The organism is Acidovorax kalamii, from assembly GCF_002245625.1.
GTDB classification, from domain to species: Bacteria; Pseudomonadota; Gammaproteobacteria; order Burkholderiales; family Burkholderiaceae_C; genus Acidovorax; species Acidovorax kalamii.
Genome location: NZ_NOIG01000004.1, coordinates 326,927 through 346,884 on the forward strand (window position 1 = coordinate 326,927; position 19,958 = coordinate 346,884).

The 19,958-nt window shown below is 66.3% G+C and carries 17 protein-coding genes and 1 pseudogene; 6 read left to right on the forward strand and 12 right to left on the reverse strand.

Features of this window, described 5'->3' with window-relative positions:
• Positions 1-75 precede the first annotated feature (75 nt).
• A pseudogene (locus CBY09_RS04610) lies at positions 76-783 on the reverse strand (GNAT family N-acetyltransferase); the annotation flags it as partial.
• Positions 784-923: 140 nt separating this feature from the next.
• On the opposite strand from CBY09_RS04610, the gene pdxR reads away from it, so the two are divergent.
• Positions 924-2,420, forward strand: coding sequence for a MocR-like pyridoxine biosynthesis transcription factor PdxR (gene pdxR / locus CBY09_RS04615; RefSeq protein ID WP_094286873.1), 1,497 nt, complete (start codon positions 924-926; stop codon positions 2,418-2,420).
• Positions 2,421-2,433: 13 nt separating this feature from the next.
• Here pdxR and CBY09_RS04620 read toward each other — a convergent pair whose 3' ends face one another.
• Genes CBY09_RS04620 through CBY09_RS04635 form a run of 4 tightly spaced genes read right to left on the reverse strand, consistent with a single transcriptional unit; the run spans position 2,434 to position 7,096 of the window.
• On the reverse strand, positions 2,434-3,669 hold the full coding sequence (locus CBY09_RS04620; protein ID WP_094286875.1) for a M20 family metallopeptidase: 1,236 nt from the start codon (positions 3,667-3,669) through the stop codon (positions 2,434-2,436).
• Positions 3,666-5,444 carry a 2-oxo-4-hydroxy-4-carboxy-5-ureidoimidazoline decarboxylase gene (gene uraD / locus CBY09_RS04625; protein ID WP_094286877.1) on the reverse strand — a complete coding sequence of 593 codons (1,779 nt, stop codon included), beginning with the start codon at positions 5,442-5,444 and terminating at the stop codon, positions 3,666-3,668. Before uraD ends, CBY09_RS04620 begins: the two co-directional genes overlap by 4 nt.
• A 2-nt stretch (positions 5,445-5,446) precedes the next feature.
• Entirely contained in the window at positions 5,447-6,406 is a 960-nt protein-coding gene (gene puuE / locus CBY09_RS04630) for an allantoinase PuuE (RefSeq protein WP_094286879.1), read from the reverse strand.
• 21 nt (positions 6,407-6,427) lie between these two features.
• Positions 6,428-7,096, reverse strand: a complete 669-nt coding sequence (locus CBY09_RS04635; protein WP_063462488.1) for a GntR family transcriptional regulator — start codon at positions 7,094-7,096, stop codon at positions 6,428-6,430.
• Positions 7,097-7,204: 108 nt separating this feature from the next.
• On the opposite strand from CBY09_RS04635, the gene uraH reads away from it, so the two are divergent.
• The gene (gene uraH / locus CBY09_RS04640) at positions 7,205-7,555 is read left to right on the forward strand and encodes a hydroxyisourate hydrolase (protein WP_094286881.1); all 351 of its coding nucleotides are present in this window, start codon (positions 7,205-7,207) and stop codon (positions 7,553-7,555) included.
• A gap of 45 nt (positions 7,556-7,600) precedes the next feature.
• Here the strand turns inward: uraH and CBY09_RS04645 are convergent, their stop codons facing one another.
• Positions 7,601-8,146 (reverse strand): hypothetical protein, encoded by a 546-nt coding sequence (locus CBY09_RS04645; protein WP_094287998.1) that lies wholly within the window; start codon positions 8,144-8,146, stop codon positions 7,601-7,603.
• A gap of 61 nt (positions 8,147-8,207) precedes the next feature.
• Between CBY09_RS04645 and xdhC the strand changes: the two genes are divergently transcribed.
• Complete coding sequence (gene xdhC / locus CBY09_RS04650) at positions 8,208-9,026, forward strand: xanthine dehydrogenase accessory protein XdhC (RefSeq protein WP_094286883.1); 819 nt, start codon at positions 8,208-8,210, stop codon at positions 9,024-9,026.
• Between the two features lie 265 nt (positions 9,027-9,291).
• Complete coding sequence (locus tag CBY09_RS04655; RefSeq protein WP_094286885.1) at positions 9,292-10,563, forward strand: urate hydroxylase PuuD; 1,272 nt, start codon at positions 9,292-9,294, stop codon at positions 10,561-10,563.
• 64 nt (positions 10,564-10,627) lie between these two features.
• Here the strand turns inward: CBY09_RS04655 and CBY09_RS04660 are convergent, their stop codons facing one another.
• The 6 genes from CBY09_RS04660 to CBY09_RS04685 all read right to left on the reverse strand — a co-directional run bounded on the left by CBY09_RS04660 (position 10,628) and on the right by CBY09_RS04685 (position 16,402).
• Positions 10,628-11,011 (reverse strand): RidA family protein, encoded by a 384-nt coding sequence (locus CBY09_RS04660; RefSeq protein WP_094286887.1) that lies wholly within the window; start codon positions 11,009-11,011, stop codon positions 10,628-10,630.
• 85 nt (positions 11,012-11,096) lie between these two features.
• Positions 11,097-11,585: a hypothetical protein gene (locus CBY09_RS04665; protein ID WP_094286889.1), complete on the reverse strand. Its 489-nt coding sequence runs from the start codon at positions 11,583-11,585 to the stop codon at positions 11,097-11,099.
• Positions 11,586-11,591: 6 nt separating this feature from the next.
• Complete coding sequence (locus CBY09_RS04670) at positions 11,592-12,146, reverse strand: AacA4 family aminoglycoside N(6')-acetyltransferase (protein WP_094286891.1); 555 nt, start codon at positions 12,144-12,146, stop codon at positions 11,592-11,594.
• Between the two features lie 31 nt (positions 12,147-12,177).
• Positions 12,178-12,870 (reverse strand): ASCH domain-containing protein, encoded by a 693-nt coding sequence (locus CBY09_RS04675; RefSeq protein ID WP_240515578.1) that lies wholly within the window; start codon positions 12,868-12,870, stop codon positions 12,178-12,180.
• Positions 12,871-13,323: 453 nt separating this feature from the next.
• On the reverse strand, positions 13,324-15,201 hold the full coding sequence (locus CBY09_RS04680) for an EAL domain-containing protein (protein WP_240515579.1): 1,878 nt from the start codon (positions 15,199-15,201) through the stop codon (positions 13,324-13,326).
• A gap of 151 nt (positions 15,202-15,352) precedes the next feature.
• Positions 15,353-16,402, reverse strand: coding sequence for a porin (locus CBY09_RS04685; protein ID WP_094286895.1), 1,050 nt, complete (start codon positions 16,400-16,402; stop codon positions 15,353-15,355).
• 313 nt (positions 16,403-16,715) lie between these two features.
• On the opposite strand from CBY09_RS04685, the gene CBY09_RS04690 reads away from it, so the two are divergent.
• Together CBY09_RS04690 and CBY09_RS04695 are read left to right on the forward strand one after the other, a co-directional pair.
• The gene (locus CBY09_RS04690; RefSeq protein WP_094288002.1) at positions 16,716-17,339 is read left to right on the forward strand and encodes a Crp/Fnr family transcriptional regulator; all 624 of its coding nucleotides are present in this window, start codon (positions 16,716-16,718) and stop codon (positions 17,337-17,339) included.
• A 183-nt stretch (positions 17,340-17,522) separates the two neighbouring features.
• A complete protein-coding gene (locus CBY09_RS04695; protein WP_094286897.1) occupies positions 17,523-19,643 on the forward strand; it encodes a sensor domain-containing diguanylate cyclase in 2,121 nt (706 codons plus the stop codon).
• Positions 19,644-19,958 lie beyond the last annotated feature (315 nt).

Consider the following 19,958-nt stretch of genomic DNA (forward strand, 5'->3'; position numbering starts at 1 on the left):
TATTCAGCCCATACGCGTGTGTCATCGCTGCGCGGCGTGCACAGGCCCGGGCACACGCCCTGCTCAACGTGGCAGGGATTCGCGCACTTGCGTCAGCGAGCGTCGCTGGCGCCCCTGGGCGTCCTGGTTGTCGTCCGACAGCCAGGCCTCGAACGCCTGCCGCAGCAGCGGCCATTCGGTGTCGATGATGGAGAACCAGGCGGTGTCGCGGTTGCGGCCCTTGTAGACCACGGCCTGGCGGAAGATGCCCTCGAACTGGAAACCCAGGCGCGCTGCGGTGCGCCGCGAGGGGGCGTTGAGGCTGTCGCACTTCCACTCATAGCGGCGGTAGCCCAGCGTGTCGAATACATAGGCCATGAGCAGGAACTGCGCCTCGGTGGACGCGGGGGTCTGCTGCAGCAGGGGCGAGAACATCACGTTGCCCACCTCGATCACGCCGTGGGTGGGGTCGATGCGCATCAGTGCCAGCGTGCCCACGGCCTTGCCGGTGCTGCGGTTCACCACCGCGAAGTGGCGCGGGTCGGTGCTCTGCGCCGCGCCTTGGGCGTAGCGCAGGTAGTCCTGCGGCGTGTCGAACGGGCCGGTGAACATGTAGGTCCAGGCGCGCGGGTCGGGCGCGAGCCGGTAGGCGGTGTCCAGGTCGGCCGCGTGGCGCTCGGCCTGCAGGGGCTCCAGCAGGCAGTGGCGGCCCGCCAGGGTGACGCCGGTGGGTTGGGGGCGGGGCGTCCAACCGGGCACGGGGGCGCCGATGGGCTGGGTTAAATCGTTGATCGAGGTGGACATGGATCGTGCAGTCGAAGCGGAAAAAAGAGAAATGGAGCGTGTGACTTTAGGGGGCTTGTGGATCATCAAAAAGATCCACCAGGGCACAATCTGATGGTGCCACTGAGTTTGCCAACCAGGGGCTTTTTTTGCAGGTACCCATGACACCACCCACCCCTGTCACCGACCCTGTCCGCCATGTCCTGCTGGAGGCCCCGCTGGTGCGGGGGCGGCAGGGCGATTCGCTGCAGCGCCAGCTCCTGGCCCGCATCCGCGACGCCATCCTGGATGGGCGTTTCCCCTCGGGCTGCCGCCTGCCAGGGTCGCGGGATCTGGCGGCGGACCTGGGGGTGTCGCGCAACAGCGTGACGGCGGTGTACGAGCAGCTGGGGGCCGAGGGCTATATCGAGCTGAACCGCCGGGGCACCAAGGTGGCCGCGCTGGGCCGCAGCCGCGCCCGGGGCCGTGCGGACGCGGCCCGCGCGGCGCCGCCGCGCCTGTCCGAGCGCAGTGCGCAGGTGGTTAGCCGCTTTGCCGATGCCGCCGACACCCTGGCCTTCAAACCGGGCGTGCCTGCGCTGGCGCGGTTTCCGGTGAGTGCGTGGAAGCGCTGTTTCGACCGCGCTTTCAGAACGGCGGGCGTGTCGGCCCTGGGCTACGGCCACCCTGCGGGTGAAGCTGCCTTGCGCGGCGCCATCCTGCGGCATCTGGCGGTGGCACGGGGTGTGCGATGCGAGGCGGAGCAGGTGGTCATCACCGAAGGTGCGCAGGAGGCGCTGAACCTGTGCGTGCGGCTGGTGACCAACCCGGGCGACACCGCCTGGGTGGAAGACCCGGGCTATCGGGGCGCACACACGGCCTTCCAGTGTGGGGACCTGCGCGTGGAACCCATGCGGGTTGATGATGCGGGCTTGCTGGTGCCCGCCCAGGCCTGGGCGGCAATGCCCCCCCGGCTCATCTGCGCCACGCCGTCCCACCAGTACCCCACGGGCGCCGTGCTGCCGGTGGCGCGCAGGCTGGCGCTGATCCGCCAGGCCCAGGCCTGCGGTGCCTGGATCATCGAGGACGACTACGACAGCGAATTCCGCCACGCGGGCGAGCTGATCGGCGCCATGCAGGGCCTGGTGCCTGAAGCGCCGGTGATGTACGTGGGCACGTTCAGCAAGACGCTGTTCCCGTCGTTGCGGCTCGGGTTTGTGGTGCTGCCGCAGGCCCTGGCGGCCGTGGCCGCGCCCCTGCTCAAGGAGACCCTGCGCGGTGGGCACCGCCACGAGCAGCTGGCGCTGGCAGAGTTCATCGAGAGCGGGCAATTCAGCCGGCACCTGGGGCGCATGCGGCGCCTGTACCGCAGCCGGCAGGCGCTGCTGCGCGATGCATTGGCGCAGCACCTGGCCGTGCCCCACACGGTGCTGGGGGGCGACAGCGGCATGCACCTCACGGTGCGCCTGCCGCCCGAATACCCCGACCAGGCCATTGCCGAGGCGGCCCGCGCCTACGACATGGCGCCCGCGCCGCTGTCACGCTTTGCCTTGCGCGCACAGCCCGAAGACAACGGCCTGGTGCTGGGCTACGGCAACACGTCCGAGTCGCAGTACCCGGCCCTGGTGCAGCGGCTTGCGCGGCTGGCCCAGGCGCAGCGGGCACACCGCAGCGCCTGAGCACGAAACCGCGTCAGGCGAGCAGGTCGCTGAGCGAGCGCGCAATCACCTTGGTGGCGCGGCGCAGGTCTTCGAGCTGCAGGCGCTCGTCGGCGCGCTTGGCGTGCGACTCAAGCACGGTGCGCGGGCCCGCACCGTAGATCACGCCGGGAATACCGCGCTCCACATACAGACGCACGTCGGTGTACAGCGGCGTGCCCACGGCGGGCACGGGCTCGCCGATCACGGACTGTGCGTGTTTCTGGATCGCATCGACCAGCGGTTTGTTGCCTGGCAGTGGGGTCATTGCGTTGGCCAGCAGCAGGCGCTTGATCTCCACGCGGATGCCGTCGCGCTCACCCGCTGCCTGCTCGATGATGCGGCGGATGGCGGCCTCGACCTCGACCGGGTTCTCTTCGGGGATCATGCGGCGGTCGAGCTTGAACATGACCTTGCCGGGCACGACGTTGGTGTTGGTGCCGCCTTCGATGCGGCCGACGTTCAGGTACGGGTGCTTGATGCCCGCCACGTTGGACGTGACCTTCTTGTACTCATTATTCTGCGCATACAGCGCGTTCAGGATGTGCACCGCGCCCTGCAGTGCATCCACACCCGTGTGGGGCACGGCGGCATGGGCCATCTTGCCGTGCACGGTCACTTCCATCTGCAGGCAGCCGTTGTGGGCGGTGACCACTTCGTAGCTGAAGCCTGCGGCAATCATCAGGTCGGGTTTCGTCAGTCCCTTTTGCAGCAGCCAGCCGGGGCCCAGTTCGCCGCCGAATTCCTCATCGTAGGTGAAGTGCAGTTCCACCGCGCCCTGGGCGGGCTTGGCCACGGCTTCCAGCGCGCGCACCGCGAAGGTGAAGCTCGCAAAGTCGCTCTTGCTCACGGCAGTGGCGCGGCCGTACATGGCGCCACCTTCGATCTCTGCGCCGTAAGGGTCGTGCGTCCAGCCCTCGCCGGGCGGCACCACGTCGCCGTGGGCGTTCAGGGCAATGGTCTTGCCGCCGCTGCCGTAGGGTCTGCGCACGATGAGGTTGGTGATGGATTCCATGCCGTAGGCCAACACGTCGGCGGCGGGCACGGAATGTTTCTCGGCCTCGTAGCCAAATTCCTTCAGCAGCTCGGCCGTGCGTTCGGCGTGGGGGGCGTTGTTGCCGGGTGGCGTGTCGGTGGGCACGCGCACCAGGGCCTGCAAAAAGCGCACTTCCTCGTCAAAGTGCTGGTCGATCCAGGCGTCCAGCGCGGCGTATTGGTTAGGGGTGGTCATGGTTTTTGTTCCTCTGCAAGTTGGCGCAGCACCTGGGTGAAGGCGTCCACGGCCAGCTGCATGTCGTTGTTGGTGGTGGATTCGAGCGGGTTGTGGCTGATGCCCGAGTTCAGCCCGCGCACAAAGAGCATGGCCTGCGGCATGATTTCGTGCAGCTTCATCGCATCGTGTCCTGCCCCGCTGGGCATGCGGAACACGGGCACGCCCAGCGTCTCCACAGCACGCTCCCAGTGGTGTTGCCAGGCGGGCGCGCTGGGCGCAGCGGCGGCACGCATGGATTCTTCCAGCGTGTAGCGCAGGCCGCGCCGGGCGGCGATTTTGGCGAGCTGTTCCTTCACATCGCTCACCAGCGCATCGCGCTGGGCGTCGGTGGGCGCGCGCAGGTCGAGGCTGAATTGGCAGCGGCCGGGCACCACGTTGATGGAGCCTGCGGGCACCTGCAGCTGGCCGATAGTGCCCACCGAGTCGCCGTCCTGCGCGGCACGCTGCTCCACATACAGCGCCAGCTCGGCCACGGCCACGGCCGCGTCGCGGCGCCGGTCCATGGGGGTGGTGCCCGCGTGGCTGGCGGTGCCGATCATCTCGCACAGAAAACGCACACTGCCATTGATGGAGGTGACCACGCCCAGGGGCAGGTCCAGCTCGTTGAGCACCGGGCCCTGCTCGATGTGCACCTCGATGAAACCCAGGTACTGCGCGGGGTCGCGCTGGAGCTTCGGGATGTCATCGATGCACAGGCCCGCGTGCTGCATGGCCGCGCGCATGGTCACGCCGTCCACGTCCTTCTGGTCAAGCCAGGCGGGGTTGAAGTCGCCAATGAGCGCGCCCGAGCCGAGGAAGGTGGCCTTGTAGCGCTGGCCTTCTTCTTCGGCAAAACCCACCACCTCGATGCCGAAAGGCAGACGTTTGCCGGCGCGGTGCAGCTCGCGCACGCAGGCCATGGGCACAAAAATGCCCAGGCGGCCGTCGTACTTGCCGCCGTTGCGCACGGTGTCGTAGTGGCTGCCGGTCATGAGATAACGCGCGCCTTCTGTGGCGGGGTGGTAGCGCCCCACCACATTGCCCACGGCGTCGATCTCCACCTCGTCAAAGCCGCAGTCGCGCATCCAGTGGCTGATGCGCTGGGCGCACGCGCGGTGCGCGTCGGTGAGGTAGGTGACGGTGAGCTGGCCTTTTTCGGCAAAGCCGGGGTCGGAGTGCTCGGCAAGCTTTTCCTGCCAGTCCCACACGTCGTTGCCCAGCACGGGCTCGGCACCGAACTTGTCGTTCAGGCGGATCTCGGCGATGCGGTGGACATTGCGCAGGGCCTCGGCCAGCTCGAACTCGGGGTGGTTGTCGAGCCGCCGCGCAAAGGTGTCGATGATTTCCTGCTTGGGCAGGCCCGTGCCGCGCGGCCCGCGCACCGCCAGGATGAACGGAAAGCCGAAGCGCTCGTTGTACGCGGCGTTGAGCTGCTGGATGCGCGCGAACTCCTCGGGCGTGCACTGCGTGAGGCCCGCCTTGCTCTGCTCATTGGTGGATTCGGCCGTGAGATTTTTTGCCACCATGGCCTTGCCCGCCAGTTCGGGGTGGGCGCGGATCAGCGCGAGCTGCGCGTCCTGCCCCGCCGTGCGCACCACCTGGGCCAGCGCATGCTGCAGGTGGGCCTGCGAGCGGAAGGGGCGCTGGGCGAGCGCCTGCTCGGCGATCCAGGGCGAGTGTTCGTACAGGCCGTCCAGCAGCTGCAATGCCTCGGCAGCGCTGGCGGCGTTGAGTTGTTCCAGGGTCAGGGCCATGCTCAGCCTGCTTTCTGCGTGGGGTAGGGGTGCGTCTGTTTCCAGTGGCGCGCGATGTCGATGCGGCGGCACACCCACACGTCGCTGTGCTGCTGGATGTGGTCCAGAAAGCGCTGCAGCGCCGTGATGCGGCCAGGGCGCCCGAGCAGGCGGCAGTGCATGCCGATGCTCATCATCTTGGGCGCGTTGTCGCCCGCCGGGTCGCCCTCGGCGTACAGCGCGTCGAAGGTGTCCTTCATGTACTGAAAGAATGGGTCGGCGTGCGAATAGCCCTGCGGCAGCGCAAAGCGCATGTCGTTGCAGTCGAGCGTGTAGGGCACGATGAGCTGGGGCACGGTGGCGCCGTTGCTCTTCTTCACGTTCATCCAGAACGGTAGGTCGTCACCGTAGTAGTCGCTGTCGTATTCGAAGCCGCCAAAGTCGGCCACCAGGCGGCGGGTGTTGGGGCTGTCACGGCCGGTGTACCAGCCCAGCGCACGGTGCCCCGTCATGCGTTCGATGATCTCCATGGCCTCGGCCATGTGGGCGCGCTCGACTTCCTCGGGGATGTGCTGGTAGTGGATCCACTTCAGGCCGTGGCAGGCGATCTCGTGGCCCAGCTGCACGAAGGCCTGGGTCAGCTCGGGGTGGCGCTGCAGCGCGCTCGACACGCCAAACACGGTCAGGGGCAGTTTGCGTTTTTCGAACTCGCGCAGGATGCGCCACACGCCAGCGCGCGAGCCGTATTCGTAGATGCCTTCCATGCTCATGTGCCGCTCGGGGTAGCTCGCGGGGTTGAACATTTCGGACAGGAACTGCTCGCTGCCTGCATCGCCGTGCAGCACGGCGTTCTCGCCGCCTTCTTCATAGTTCAGCACGAACTGCACGGCAATGCGCGCACCGCCTGGCCATTGCGCGTGGGGCGGGTTCTTGCCGTAGCCGATGAGGTCGCGGGGGTAGTGCTGGGTGGAGTCGTAGATCATGGGCGTCAGGGGTTCAAAGGGTCACGGCATGAGCGCGGCGGCCAGGTCGCTGGCCGGGCGTTTGCGGTCAAACGTCAGGCTGGCTTCCACATGTTCGAGGTGCGACTGCATGAGCGAGACGGCCAGCGCCTCGTCACGCGCGGCCAGCGCCGCCACGATGTCGCCATGCTCTTCATGCGAGTGCTCGGCGGCGCTGGCGGACTGGTACATCAGCGTGATCAGCGCGCAGCGCGAGATCAGGTCGCCCAGCATCTGCGCCAGCACCTCGTTGCCCATGAGTTCGGCCATGCGCACATGGAAGTCGCCCAGCAGCTCGGTGCGGCTGCTCGCGTCGGCCGTGCCCATGGCGGCCTTCTCACTGGCCACATGGGCGCGCAGGGCCTTGATCTTGGCGGGGGTCACGGTTTGTACAAAGGCGCGCGTCATCTCGGTTTCGAGCATGCGGCGCACGGCAAACACCTGGCGGGCTTCTTCGACGGAAGGCGTGGAGACAAAAGCGCCGCGCGCGGGCTCCAGCGTGACGAGGCGGTTCTGCGCGAGCTGGAACAGCGCCTGGCGCACCAGCGTGCGCGACACGCCGAAGTGGTCTGCCAGTTTCTGCTCGGCCAATTTGGTGCCTGGCTGCAGGCGGTGCTCCACGATGGCGCGGGTCAGCGCCTCGACAATCGCACTGGTGGATGAAGATTCCATGGTGGCATGATACGTTGGATGGCGAAAAGTGTATACACTTTTGGTCTACACGCTGCGATCTGGCAATCCTCGCCGATCGGCCGTGGTCCCCACTTCAGGAGATTCCCTATGGGATTGAGCACCCACGTTCTCGACACCATGAACGGCTGCCCCGCCGCTGGCATGGAGGTCGCCCTGTATGCCACCGATGGCGACGCCGCCACCCTCATCAAGCGCCTGGTGCTGAACCACGATGGCCGCACCGATGCGCCGCTGTTCGACAACGCCAGCCTCCGCACCGGCACCTACCGGCTGCGTTTTGATGTGGCGGGCTACTTCAAGGCCCGGGGCGTGCAGTTGCCCGAACCCAACTTTTTGAACCAGGTGAGCCTGGACTTCGGCATTGCGCATGCCGACCAGCACTACCACGTGCCCCTGCTGGTGAGCCCGTGGAGCTATTCGACCTACCGAGGTTCGTAGGCATCGCGGCCGCGCCGAGCGGCGAAGCCGCTCGGAGGGATGTACTTACAACTGTCCTTCAGTCAGGGTATCCAGCTGAAAGTGCCCGCCCTTGTCCCATAGCCAGGTGTCGGTGTAGGTGACCTTGCCCATGCGCGTGGGCGCAGGAAAGGGCGCCGCAGCGCGCACGGTGCGCTCGATCTCGGCCACCACCTCGGGCGCGTGGCGCGGGGCGCGCATCCAGTGCAGGCGGGTGACCTTGCCGCTGCGGTCGATGTCTACCTGCAGCACGCCGATGGCGTACAACTGGGCGGGCAGCTTGCCTTTGAAGATGCGTTCACGGTTCAGCCCATAAAGGTGCGTGGCCGCATCCTGCCGGTAGGCCTGGGGCGTGGCGGCGGCCGAGGGGCGTGCCGACCCGGCGGCAGCGGGCACCGGGCCCTTCACGCCACTGGGCTCCGCGCTGGTGGACGGCACGCTGTCAGGAGGTGCCGGGGTGGGTTCAGGTGGCGATTTGCAGGCCGATACCAGGGCGGCGCCAAGGGCCATGATGCCTGCCAGCAGCCAGTGGCTGCGCGGGCCGGGGGAGCGGTGGGGGGGCGTGTCGGGCATGGTGTGGGTGTGGCAGGGGCCGCCAGCGGTGTCAGCGGCCAAGGGCGTTAACGACAAAGGAATGGCGGTGACAAATTTGCGTTTGCTGTTGGACGGTTTGGCCGCCGGGTCAGCATGCCTGGTAACCGTAGAGTCTACCCAAGGGTCGGTGCCCCGCGAGGCCGGGGCCTGGATGGCCGTGTTTGCCGACCGCCTGGTGGGCACCATCGGCGGGGGGCACCTGGAGCTGCAGGCCATTGCCGAAGCGCGCCTGCGGCTGGCAGGCACGGCCGTCAACAACCCCGCGCCCGTGCGGTACGCACTGGGCCCTGCGCTGGGTCAATGCTGTGGCGGTGTGGTGCACTTGGGATTTGCACTGCTCACGGCGGCCGATACCCCAGGCCTCGCCACTCGCCTGGCGCCCCGCCACCACCCCGTGGCACTGTTTGGCGGCGGTCATGTGGGCCATGCGCTGGCCCGTGTGCTGGCGCCGCTACCGTTTGCGCTGACCTGGATCGACAGCCGCGACGGCATCTTCCCCGAGCCACCGCCCGACGGCGCGGTCTGCGAGCATTCCGACCCCGTGCAGGGGGCCGTGCCAGGCCTGGCACCGGGCAGCCGCGTGCTGATCATGAGCTTCAGCCACGCCGAAGACCTGGACGTGGTGGCCGCCTGCCTGCAGCGCCAGCGGCAGCAGCGGGACCTGCCCTTCATCGGTCTCATTGGAAGCCAGACCAAGTGGGCCACCTTCGGCAGCCGCCTGCGCAGCCGGGGATTCAGCCAAGACGAGCTGACCCAGGTGACCTGCCCCATCGGCATCCCCGGCATCGGGGGCAAGGAGCCCGAGGTGATCGCCGTGGCCGTGGCGGCGCAGCTGCTGCTCAGTCTGAAGGTGGCCTGAGAACCTATGGCTGGAACGATTCATGCACCTGCCGTCACAACAGCTTGAATGCGGGTAATTCCCGCCCCGCAGGCACCAGACTGGGGCTGGAATCGGGAACAATTTCTGCATACACTTTGATTCACCGGTCGCAGCGGTGCCCAGCAGATTCTCTCTGCCCAGGTGCGCGACCCCCTTCTTCTGCTCAGAGCGCCCGCAGTGGTGAGCAGGTTGTACAAGCGGCATGCGCGGCACATTCGCCCGCACGCTGCCAAGGTTGAGAACTATGGAAAGCTACCTTCTCGACTGGGCCAACCTGCTCTTGCGCTGGGTCCACGTCATCACCGCCATCGCCTGGATCGGCTCGTCGTTCTACTTCGTCTTCCTTGACAGCAGCCTCACGCCGCCCGAGGACGAAGACCTCAAGAAACAGGGCGTGAGCGGCGAACTGTGGGCCGTGCACGGCGGCGGGTTCTACCACCCCGTCAAGTTCGCCGTGTCACCACCCAAGCTGCCTGGGCACCTGCACTGGTTCTTCTGGGAGAGCTACAGCACCTGGATCAGCGGCTTTGCGCTGTTCACGGTGTCCTACCTCTACAGCGCCAGTACCTACCTCATCGACAAGTCGCGCATGGACTGGGCGCCCGCCACAGCCATCGTCGTGGCGCTGGCGTTCTTTGTGGTGTTCTGGCTGCTGTACGACGCCATCTGCCGCATCTTTGGCCAGAGGAAGAACGGTGACGCCATTGTGGGCGCGCTGGTGCTGGTGCTGGTGTGCATTGCCTCGTGGCTAGCCTGCCACTGGTTTGCGGGCCGCGCGGCCTTCTTGCTGGTGGGCGCGATGATCGCCACGGCCATGAGCGCCAACGTGTTCTTCTGGATCATCCCCGGCCAGCGCACCGTGATCGCGCAGATCAAGGCGGGCGAGCCCGTGGACCCCATCCACGGCAAGCGCGGCAAGCAGCGCAGCGTGCACAACACCTACTTCACGCTGCCCGTGCTGTTTGCCATGCTCAGCAACCACTACAGCTTTACCTGGAGCCACCCGCAGAACTGGCTGGTGCTGATCCTGATGATGTTTGCGGGCGCGGCCATCCGCCAGTTCTTCGTGATGCGCCACGGCTACAAGCTGGGCCGCAACGGCAACCCGCTGCCCTATGCGCTGGTGGGCGTGGCGGTGATCGTGGGCGCCATCGCCTGGATGCGCCCGGCACCCGTCGCCGCTGTTGCAGCCGTGGCCACCCCCGCGCCAGCTGCCGGTGTTGCTCCTGTTTCAGGAGCTACCGGGGCAGGTGCAGCGGGCGCAGGCAGCCAAATTGACTTCAAATCGGTGCAGGCTGTGCTGGAGCAGCGCTGCTACATGTGCCACGGCGAGCAGGTGCAGATGAAGAACCTGCGGCTCGATTCGCCCGCGCTGGCCCAGCAGCATGCCCAGGCCGTCTACCAGCAGGTGGTGGTGCAAAAGCTCATGCCTATGAACAACGCCACGGGTATGACGGATGCCGAGCGTGCGCTGGTCAAGCGCTGGTTCGAGGCAGGGGCGCCCACGGGGCCTTGAGGCCGCGTAGTGTGGAGTGCTGAGTGCGGCGTCACTCTGCGCTCAAGCGAAGCCGTGCAGACTCCTAGCCCTTGACGACGGTGGCGTCGATCTCCACCACCTGCCCCGGGTATCCCAGGCGGGCGACACCTAGGAGCGTTGCCGGAGGCACTTGCCCGCCAAAGTGCGCGGTCACGGCACCCCAGGCAGCTGAGAGGTCGGCCTGCTCGCCGACGACGTAGACAACCAGGCGGCGAATGTCTGGCGTGGCAAACCCGTGAACAGCCAGGACCTTGTTCAGATTCGCCAGGCACTGCGATGCCTGGGCGCTCGGGTCTCCGGGCGCCAAGATCGAACCATCGGTGGCCTGCGGCACCTGGCCCGCAAGGAAAAGCTGACTCCCCACGCGCTGCGCGTACTGATAGTCCGGTGTGCTTGGCAGGCCTGCGGCGGATTCGGCTTCGTTCATGGGTGGTGCAGAGTGAGATGTGGCGCGAGTTCTTTTGTGACGCCTAGCGTTTGGCATGAGACTCAGGCCTCGTCATTGCTGGTGCTCAGTCGTGGGCCTGATGCTCAAGTTGGTACCACTGCTCACTCTCTGGCGCCCGGTTGGACACCAGACTGACAGAGAACTTTGCAGCTGACCGCAGTATCGGTTGGGGTCGCGGACTAGTCCGCGAGCTGAAGTCGCCATTCCACCGTCGATGGTACTCCACGTGCACGACTTTGGAGCTTGATCGGAAGACCAGGACGAATTCGCCTTCATTCACCTCGGCAGGCAGCGTCATGCGGCATTGGAGCCAGCCAAGTTGCAACGCCTGGCAGTTGCTGTCGCGGGTTGAGTACGGGCCAAAGGCGAACAGTTCATGCCAGTCCAGTGGGAGTACGTTTGCCAGATCTACCTCATGGACTTTCCCGGATCGAACCAGCTTTCCGAGGGCTGTGCTGAACTCACCTGCTGGCTTGGCCGTGGTGCAGGCGAGCAGGATTGCAAGGACGCTCGCAAGCGCGATGGCTTTTGCGAAGTTCAGGATGGGTCGCATGGGGGGCTAGACAGCACCGCGCGCCAGCTCGAATGCCCGCCGTGTTTGAACCATGTACACAGCCGGCCCATCGGGGGTGTTTATCGTCTGTTGCGGCACGAACCCCGCCTTCTCGTAGCAGCGGATGGCTCGCAGGTTGTCCGGAGACGGGTCGGTCTGAATCCTGGTTACCTCAGGGTCGTTGAACAGCATCTCAACAAGCGCCCGAACCAGCTTGGTTCCAAGGCCTTTCCCCAACTGCGATGGATCTGCCAGGGATTGGTCTATTCCACGGACTCCAGGATCGGTTTCGTCTTCCCACCACCCGCTACCACTTCCAAGTGCGACATATGACTGCGCGTACCCCATCGGTTCGTTGTCCAGCATGGCGATGTATGGCGTGACAGACTCTTTCGCCAGAGCGCTTGGCAGGTACTCCTGCTGCACTTCAGCGAGTGTCGGCCGTGCTTCTTCTCCGCCCCACCACTCCACGATGTGAGGCCGGTTCAGCCAGTCATGGAGCATGGGAAGGTCCTGCTCGGTCATGAGGCGCAGTGTGACTGAGCCATGGTTGGTACTCATGAAAACGGACTCCGTGTTGCCCAACGACGGGCTAGGCCGTGCGGGGCTGAGGTTGATAGATGACTTTGAATTTCTCACAGGCGAGCAACATCCTCTCGTCAAACTGTCGCCCGGCTCTGGCGCACTCCTGCTCGAAGTACCGTCGATGGCCCTCAAGCCAGTAGGCGAGAGACCCGTCGCCTTCACCTTCGACGGCGGCAAACTCTGCGGTGACTTCGTTGTAGGGCACAACATCGACGGCTTGCGTCTCAATGATGCACAGCGGCTGGCCTGACCAGGCTGTGACGATGCTGAGGTCTCCCGGCCTTGGGGGCCGTATTCCCTGGTCTTCGTAGGACCACAACGAGCCTGCGGTTGCACGCTTGATGCCGCGTAGCACCAGGTCGGCCAGTTCGTCGGCAAGCTCCTCGCTGTCGCCAAAGATGCAGACGTCGTAGTAGCGGCCATGATCGGCCGTCCCTGTGGCGAGCAGGAACTCGTTCCAGAACGGAAGAAGGTGTGGGGGGACGGGCATAGGTTGGTTTACGGCCTGATGTGGAAGTGAGGAGCAGCTGGCGCGAAGGGGTGGGAACCACAAGCTCAGCTGGTGGCTGTCCTGCTGGACTGCAGGGTCAGACACTTTCTTCACGACGGATTTCCGAAGTAACACGCTGAATCGAACACGGCTCCAATCGCGCAGGCCAGAAACCAGGGGGACCAAAGCCACCGTGATGATGGAACTCACGGGATGCGATGGGCATGGTGTTTTTGGTTTGAACTATTCCCTGCACTCGGGCCCGTTTTCCCATCCAACGCTCAAGAGCAGCTAGGTGGGGCTGGATGCTGCCATTCTCGAAGGCTAGCCAACCGCTGGATCGATAGATGGCGCCTTCAATTTCATCATCACCTCTGCGTTCAGATTTGGGGTCGTGGAGGAGCTCGTAGCCTTCGGGCTTTGCGTTCAAAAATTCTGCGAAACACGCTTGCCCCAGCCGTACAAACTATAGCTTGCGAAGTTGAAAGGCAAGGTAATCACACCTCCAATTCGAGCCGCGCACAGAACCCATGAACAGATGGGACGGTGCTCCTAGGCGCTCCCAGGCGCTCCTCGGTGCGCCTGGGACCGAGGCGAACTGGCTTGCAGCGTGAATCGCACGGCCCCTGTACCTGACTGAACCTGCGCTGCTCCCTCCATTCCCTACGCCGCCAGCACATCCTGCAGCGCCCGCGTGGCGGCCAGCGCGCCCAGGCTGGATTCGGTGAAGCCGCCGTGCAGCACCACACCGGTGGCGGCGAGCTTGGCCTCGTGTTTGGCCACGGCGGCCAGGTTGGCCACCTCTTCGGCGTGCCGGAAGCGCCCGGGGGTGATGCGCACTGCGCCAATGGCCAGCGTGGTGCACGGGAAGAACCGCCGCACGCCATGCCGGTCTTCTGCGTGGATGCCGCCCGCCAGCCGGGCGCCGTCGTCAAACAGCGTGACGGCCTCGCGCGCAAATTCGTCCACGATGTTCTTGCAGCGCTGCAGCCAGTTGCTGCTCTGAAAGATCAGCATGAAATCGTCCCCGCCCACATGACCCACGAAGTCGCGGCGTGCGTCGCAGTGGGCCGTGGCCAGGCGCGCCACCAGGCGGATCATCTGGTCGCCGCGCCAGTACCCATAGTGGTCGTTGAAGGGCTTGAAGTTGTTCAGGTCGGCATAGCAGGCCACAAACTCGGTGCCGCTCTCCAGCAGGCGCTGCATGTGCAGGCTGATGGGGATGTTGCCGGGCAGAAAGGTCAGCGGGTTGGCGTGCCGCGCGGCCTCGATGCGGGTCTCGGTCACGGCGCGCACCAGCTGGTCGCCCGTGCCCAGGCCCAGGTAGCGGCCGTTGTCGGTCACGATGTAGCCGTCGCTCAGGTAGCGTTGGTCCTGCGACGTGAGGATGCCCACGAGCTGATCCACATCGCAGTCCAGTTCCACCACGCGCGGCGCCAGGTTGGCAAACGCCAGGCACGATTTGCGGCCATGCACCTCGCGGAAGTACAGCGTGGCGTAGTGGTTCATGAACTGCTGGCGGTTGATGAGCGCCACGGGGCGGGTGCCGTCCACCACGGCCAGCGCGTGCAGGTCGGTGTGCTGGTGGAAGATCGCGGCCACCGCATCGTTGCTGGTGGCGGGCGATGCGGTGGGCGCTTGCACCACCAGCAGGCTGCGCAGGATGCCCGGGCGTGCGGTCTGGCCCAGGTGTGGCAGCACGGCCACGCGGCGGTCCTGCATCACTTCCAGCGCCGGGCCCTCTACCGTGTCGCGTGGCTCGCGTGCCGGGCGGCCCAGCAGCCAGCCCTGGCCGTAGGGGATGTCCAGGTCGCGCAGCGCGCGCAGGTCGTCGCGGGTTTCGATGCCTTCGGCAATCAGCTTGGTGCCAAACACATCGGCAATGCCCTTGATGGCTTGCAGCATCTGCAGGTTCTCAGGGTGGTCGCTGATGTCGTGGATGAAGTATTTGTCGATCTTCACGAAGTCGGGCTTGACCTCGGACCACAGCCGCAGGCTGGAGCGACCGTCGCCAAAATCGTCCAGCGCCACGCGCGCACCGCAGGCGTGCACGGCCTTGATGGCCTGGCGCAACACGGGCATATCGCTCACGCGCTCGTGTTCGGTGATCTCCAGCACCAGCATGCGGGCGCTCAGGCCAAAGCTGCGCACGGTCTCGCCCAGCATCTCTGCGCCCACCAGCGCCACGCCGTGCACCAGTGCATCGGCGCTGATGTTGACGAACAGGCGGCCCGGCGCTTCGTGCTGGCCCCATTGGGCGAGTGCGGTGAACACGCACAGCAGCTCGAAGTCCTGCAGGATGCCCTCCTGCCGCGCCAGGCTCAGCAGCACGTCGGGGGTGTGGAGGGGTGAGTCCTGGGGGCCCCGGATCAGGGCCTCATGGGCATGGATGTTGCCCTCGCGCAGATCGGCCAGGGGCTGGAAGACGCAGTGCAGCCCACCCGCCTGCATCAGCCGGGCCAGCGGGCCGGTGCCATGGCGTGCAGCGGGCGACAGCAGCGCCATCATCGCCTCCAGCCGGCTCCATTGGGTGTTCTGCATCGCGTTGTGGTCCCTGAGCAAGGACGCAAAGATACCCAGCCGCCGTGACGGTTTGGTTACAGAATCCAGGTTGCTATATTTTTGATAGCTTGCATGGCATGTCTGTAGCGCGGAGAGGGCCTTTTTTTCACGAAAAGCCCGCTCAAGAGCCTCAGAAACGGTGGCGGACGCCCACGCCCACGCTGCTGCCCTTGGCCTGGTTGGTGATGCGGTCGGCCATGGCCATCACGTACAGGTCGGTGCGCTTGGACAGGAAATGGTCGTAGCCCACGGTGAAGGTCTTGCGCGAGATGTCGGTGGCGCTCAGCGTGGTCTGTGCCCACGATGCCAGCACCTTGCCGGTGGCGCCCACGGGCACCGACACGCCCAGCTGCGTGGTCTTGGCCTTGTTGGTGGTGTTGTCGGCCTTGGCCTGGCCATAGCTGGCAAAGGCCTTGACCACCGTGAAGTCGTAGGCGCCGCCCAGCATCCAGTCGGTCTTGGTCGTGCCCAGGTAGGTGCTGGGCACGGCGGGGTTGCTCATCTGGTCGCGCTCGTAAAAGCCGGTGAGCGTGATGGGGCCGTTGAAGTACAGCGCGTTGATGCCCACGTTCTTCTTGCCGCTGTCGCCCGCGATCTCGCCAAACTGGTAGTGCAGGTTGGCCGAGAGCCCGCCAAAGTTGGGCGTGCTGTAGATGATCTCGTTGGCCCAGCCGGTGTCGGATGGCGTGGTGGAACCCCAGCCGGTGCCGTTGAACAGCGGCACGTTCATGTGCAGGATCACGGGCGCGAAGGTGAACGAGTCGCCCAGCGGGTTCGACAGGATGGAAGGCAGGAAGTTGGGCGCCAGGCCCCGGCCCACAGTGACGCTGCCGAAGCCGCCCGACAGGCCCACGTTGGCGTCGCGCGAGAAGAAGGTGTCGTTGGCGAAGCGGCCCTGGATGCCGCTGTCCACCTTGATGAAGGAGGTGAGCGCGAAGTTGGCCTTGAGCCCGCCGCCCAGGTCCTCCGTGCCCTTGACGCCAAACCACGACGTAGTCATGCCGCCGCTGCCCACTACAGCGCTGCGGCCCGCATCACCGGCATTTTTCATGGAGCCCACATACACGTCGGTCAGCCCCATCAGCTGGACCGAGCTTTGGGCCTGGACCCCGGTGGTGCACAGCAGCAGGGCGCCGCCCAGCGAGAGGGACAGAGACAGTGTGGACAGGTTTTTTTTCATGGATTTTCCTGGAGTGAAATGCCGGACGCCCGGCGTTGGGAGGAGGGGATTGCGGCCCGGTGTGCACCGTGGTGCAGCGGCGGGCCCGCACGCAGGAATCCGCAATTTCCGTGCCTCTGCTGACACAGGTTCTTACAGCTGCACATCCCATCGCAGTGCAAGCAGGGCAGGGTGCAGGCATGTGGGCGGTAGCAGGTCCGCGCGCAGCTTTCTTGTGTTTTTGCGCAAACCCTGGCAGGACGCGGCTTGCGACGTTGTGGGCCTTTGATCTTGCTCAATGCCCCGGGCGCGGCGGCGCGGCAAAGTGGCTTCCATGCTGCCCTCTACCCTTTTCTCCCTGCCCGCTGACACCGAGGTGATCGCCCCCGGCGAAGTGCTGCGCAGGCGCAACGAGGTCCTCACCTCCGTGTTGCATCTGGAAAGCGGCCGCGTGCTGCGCGGTGTGCTGGATGACGGCTTTTTGCGCCACCAGCTAGGCGCGGTGGAAGGGCCGTTCTGGCTCGATGCCGCGTCGGCCCTGATGGGCATGCCCTTTCCGGTGGACATGGTGGCCGACACGCGCCTGCAGGTGCGGCGCCTGCCGATTGAAGCATTCCGCCGCAGCCTGGCGGCCATGCCAGCAGGCGCGCGCGGCCTGCTGCTGGACATGGCCCAAGGCTACCGGCAGCAGTCCGAACTGGCGGTAAGCCGCCTCGCGCAAGATGCGGAATCGCGCTGTGCGCAATGGCTGCTCAAGCACGCTGAACCCGACCCCTCGGGCGCCATGCAGGTCACGCTGCACCAGCGCAAGCGCCTGATTGCCGCCCAGTTGGGCATTGCCCCCGAGACCTTCTCGCGCGTGCTGCGCCATTTGCGGGAGCTGGGCCTCATCCATGGCACCGGCAACGTGCTGAACCTGCCCCAACCCCGGGCGTTGCAGTCGATGGCGGGGTGCTGAGGGCGCGCCTTCCCCGCGCAGCGGGGCGGCGCCGCACTCAGGGTTTTTCCTTGCGTTTTTCCAAGGGTTCCACCCAAGCCCCCGGCCCCGGGGGCTGCGTATATTTGTTGGGACATGTCTGTTGTGACCCGTCCCCATGCCTAACCTTCCGCGTGCCTGCGACGCTCCTGTGCCGGGGTGTCCATGACGGCCCCCGCACCCTCGGCTGCGCCCGACGACGCACCCGGCTGGCTGGTGCCGGGTGCGTTGGTGCTGCGGCTCATGCTGGTGGCGGCGCTGGCCGTGGCCTTGTCGGGGGCGGTTGCGGCCTGGCTGGTCACGCGCGCATCGGGTCAAGAGGCCGTGCGCCGGGTGGTCAACCAGCAGACCGATGAAGTCGAGGTGGTGGCCCGCCTGCTGGCCAGCAAGATCGAACAAAGCCAGAAGGTGCTGCGCACCGTGGCCGCAGGCATCACGCCCGGCATGCTCGAATCCCCCTCGTCGCTAGAATGGCTGCTGCAGCAGGGTTTGCCCGCCGTGCAGTTCTTCGACACCATGCAGGTGGCCCGCGACAACGGCGAGCTGCGCCTGAACCTGCGTGCCGGGCAGCAGCAAAAAGCCGCCGACCTGGACCCGGCCGAGCGCGACGCCCTGCGCCGCACCCTGGTGGACGGCAAACCCCTGGTGTCCGAATTGATCGCCGGGCGCGGTGGCGAGCCGCGTGTGATGTTCACCATGCCGTTGCACCGCGAAGACGGCACCGTGCTGGGCGTGGTGGCCGGGGCCTTGCGCCTGCAGTCGCAAAGCCTGCTGCCCCCGTCCATGACACTGCCCGCACGCGAGGACTCGCAGCTCATCGTGTTCACGCGCGACGGCACCATCCTCTCGCACTCCGACTCGTCCCGCATCCTGGGCCAGGTGCGTGATGAAGCCGGGCTGGCGCCGGTGTATGCGCGCTGGCTGACCCAGGCCCAGCCTGTGGTGGGGCGGGGCATGAGCCATGTGCAGCCCGACCACATCGTGAGCATGGCGGGCATGCCCCTGCCGCAGTGGATCGTGGCGCGGGTCAGCACCTCGCAGGCATTGCTTGCACCCCTGCGCGGCGCCCAGCGCGAGGCCTGGTGGCTGGCCGTGGCCAGCATGCTGCTGTGCATGCTGTTGGCCGTGGCCCTGATGGGCTGGATGGCCCAGCCCCTGGCGCAGCTCACCCACAAGGCGCGCCAGCTGCTCAAGACCAGCACCCGGCACCAGCAGCCCCCGACCGACCAGGACTGGCCCCGCGCGGGCGGCGAGGTCGGCGAGCTGGTGCGCGTGTTCCAGGGCCTGGTGCAGCAGGGCCAGCAGCAACAGCAGCGCAAGGACACGCTCGATGGCCAGTTCCAGGCCGTGCTCGACAGCGCCTCGGTGGGCATCATCATCTCGCGCCACGGCATGCTCGACGTGGTGGGCCGCCAGGCCTGCGTGATGCTGGGCTACACCGCGCAGGAGCTGCAGGGGCGCCCCGCACGCACTGTGTACGCCAGCGACGCCGACTATGCCCAGGTGGGCGAGCGCGTGCGCTCCGAGATGGCCGCACATGGCGCATTCGACGGCGACATCTGCTTCATGCGCAAGGACGGCACGCCCGTGTGGGCCCGTGTGCAGGGGCGCAGCGTGCGGCCCGACGAGATGCACGGCGGCACCGTGTGGATCCTGGAAGACATCACCGCCGCCCGCGAGGCCCAGGTGCAGCACGCCTGGGAGCGCTCGCACGATGCGCTCACCCAGCTCTACAACCGCGCTGCTTTTGACGAGCGCCTGGGCCTGCTGATGGCCGAGCGCTCCACGCGCCAGCGCAGTGCCGCAGAGGACGAAGACGGCAACGAGCCGCAGGGCGACGGGGTGGTGTTGTTCCTCGATCTGGACCATTTCACCGTGGTCAACGACGTTGCAGGCCATGACGCGGGTGACGATGTGCTGCGCCATGTGGCCCGCCTGCTGGCATCGCAGGTGCGCCAGATCGGCTGGGCGGCGCGCCTGGGGGGCGACGAGTTTGCGGTGGTGCTGCCCGGCTGCGCCCTGGCACGCGGCCAGGCGGTGGCGGAGCAACTGCGCGTGGCGGTGCATGCCTGGGAGCCGTCGTACCAGGGGCGCAGTTTCACGCTGGGGGTGAGCATCGGGCTGGTGGTGCTGGATGCGAGCCTGCAGGATGTGCCGTCGGTGCTGTATGCGGCGGACATGGCTTGTTATGACGCCAAGCGGGCGGGGCGCAACCGGGTGGAGACGCGGCATGCGAGCCAGGCGACGGTGTCGGCTTCGGGGCGGATGGCGCTAGGGCCGGTTTGAGGTATTTTGGCTGCTGGCGCCTGATGAGTATGTCTTTGTAGCTATTGTTTTTGTAGTGAATGTTTCCTGGCTGTGAAGATTGGGTCTGCCTAAGTTCATGTGGCTCGCAAACCGTTCGGGCTGAGCTTGTCGAAGCTGGGGCGTGCTGGTTTGAAAAGCATGCTCGGGTTGAGTGCGGGAGCCGGGTTGTCGCCCCGGCAGGCGACTCACTTTCTTTTGCTTCGCCAAAAGAAAGTAAGCAAAGAAAAGGCGACCCCCAGTCTGCGACCCCTTCGCTGCGCTCCGGGGCAAACCTGCGGCGGGGCGCTTGCGGGG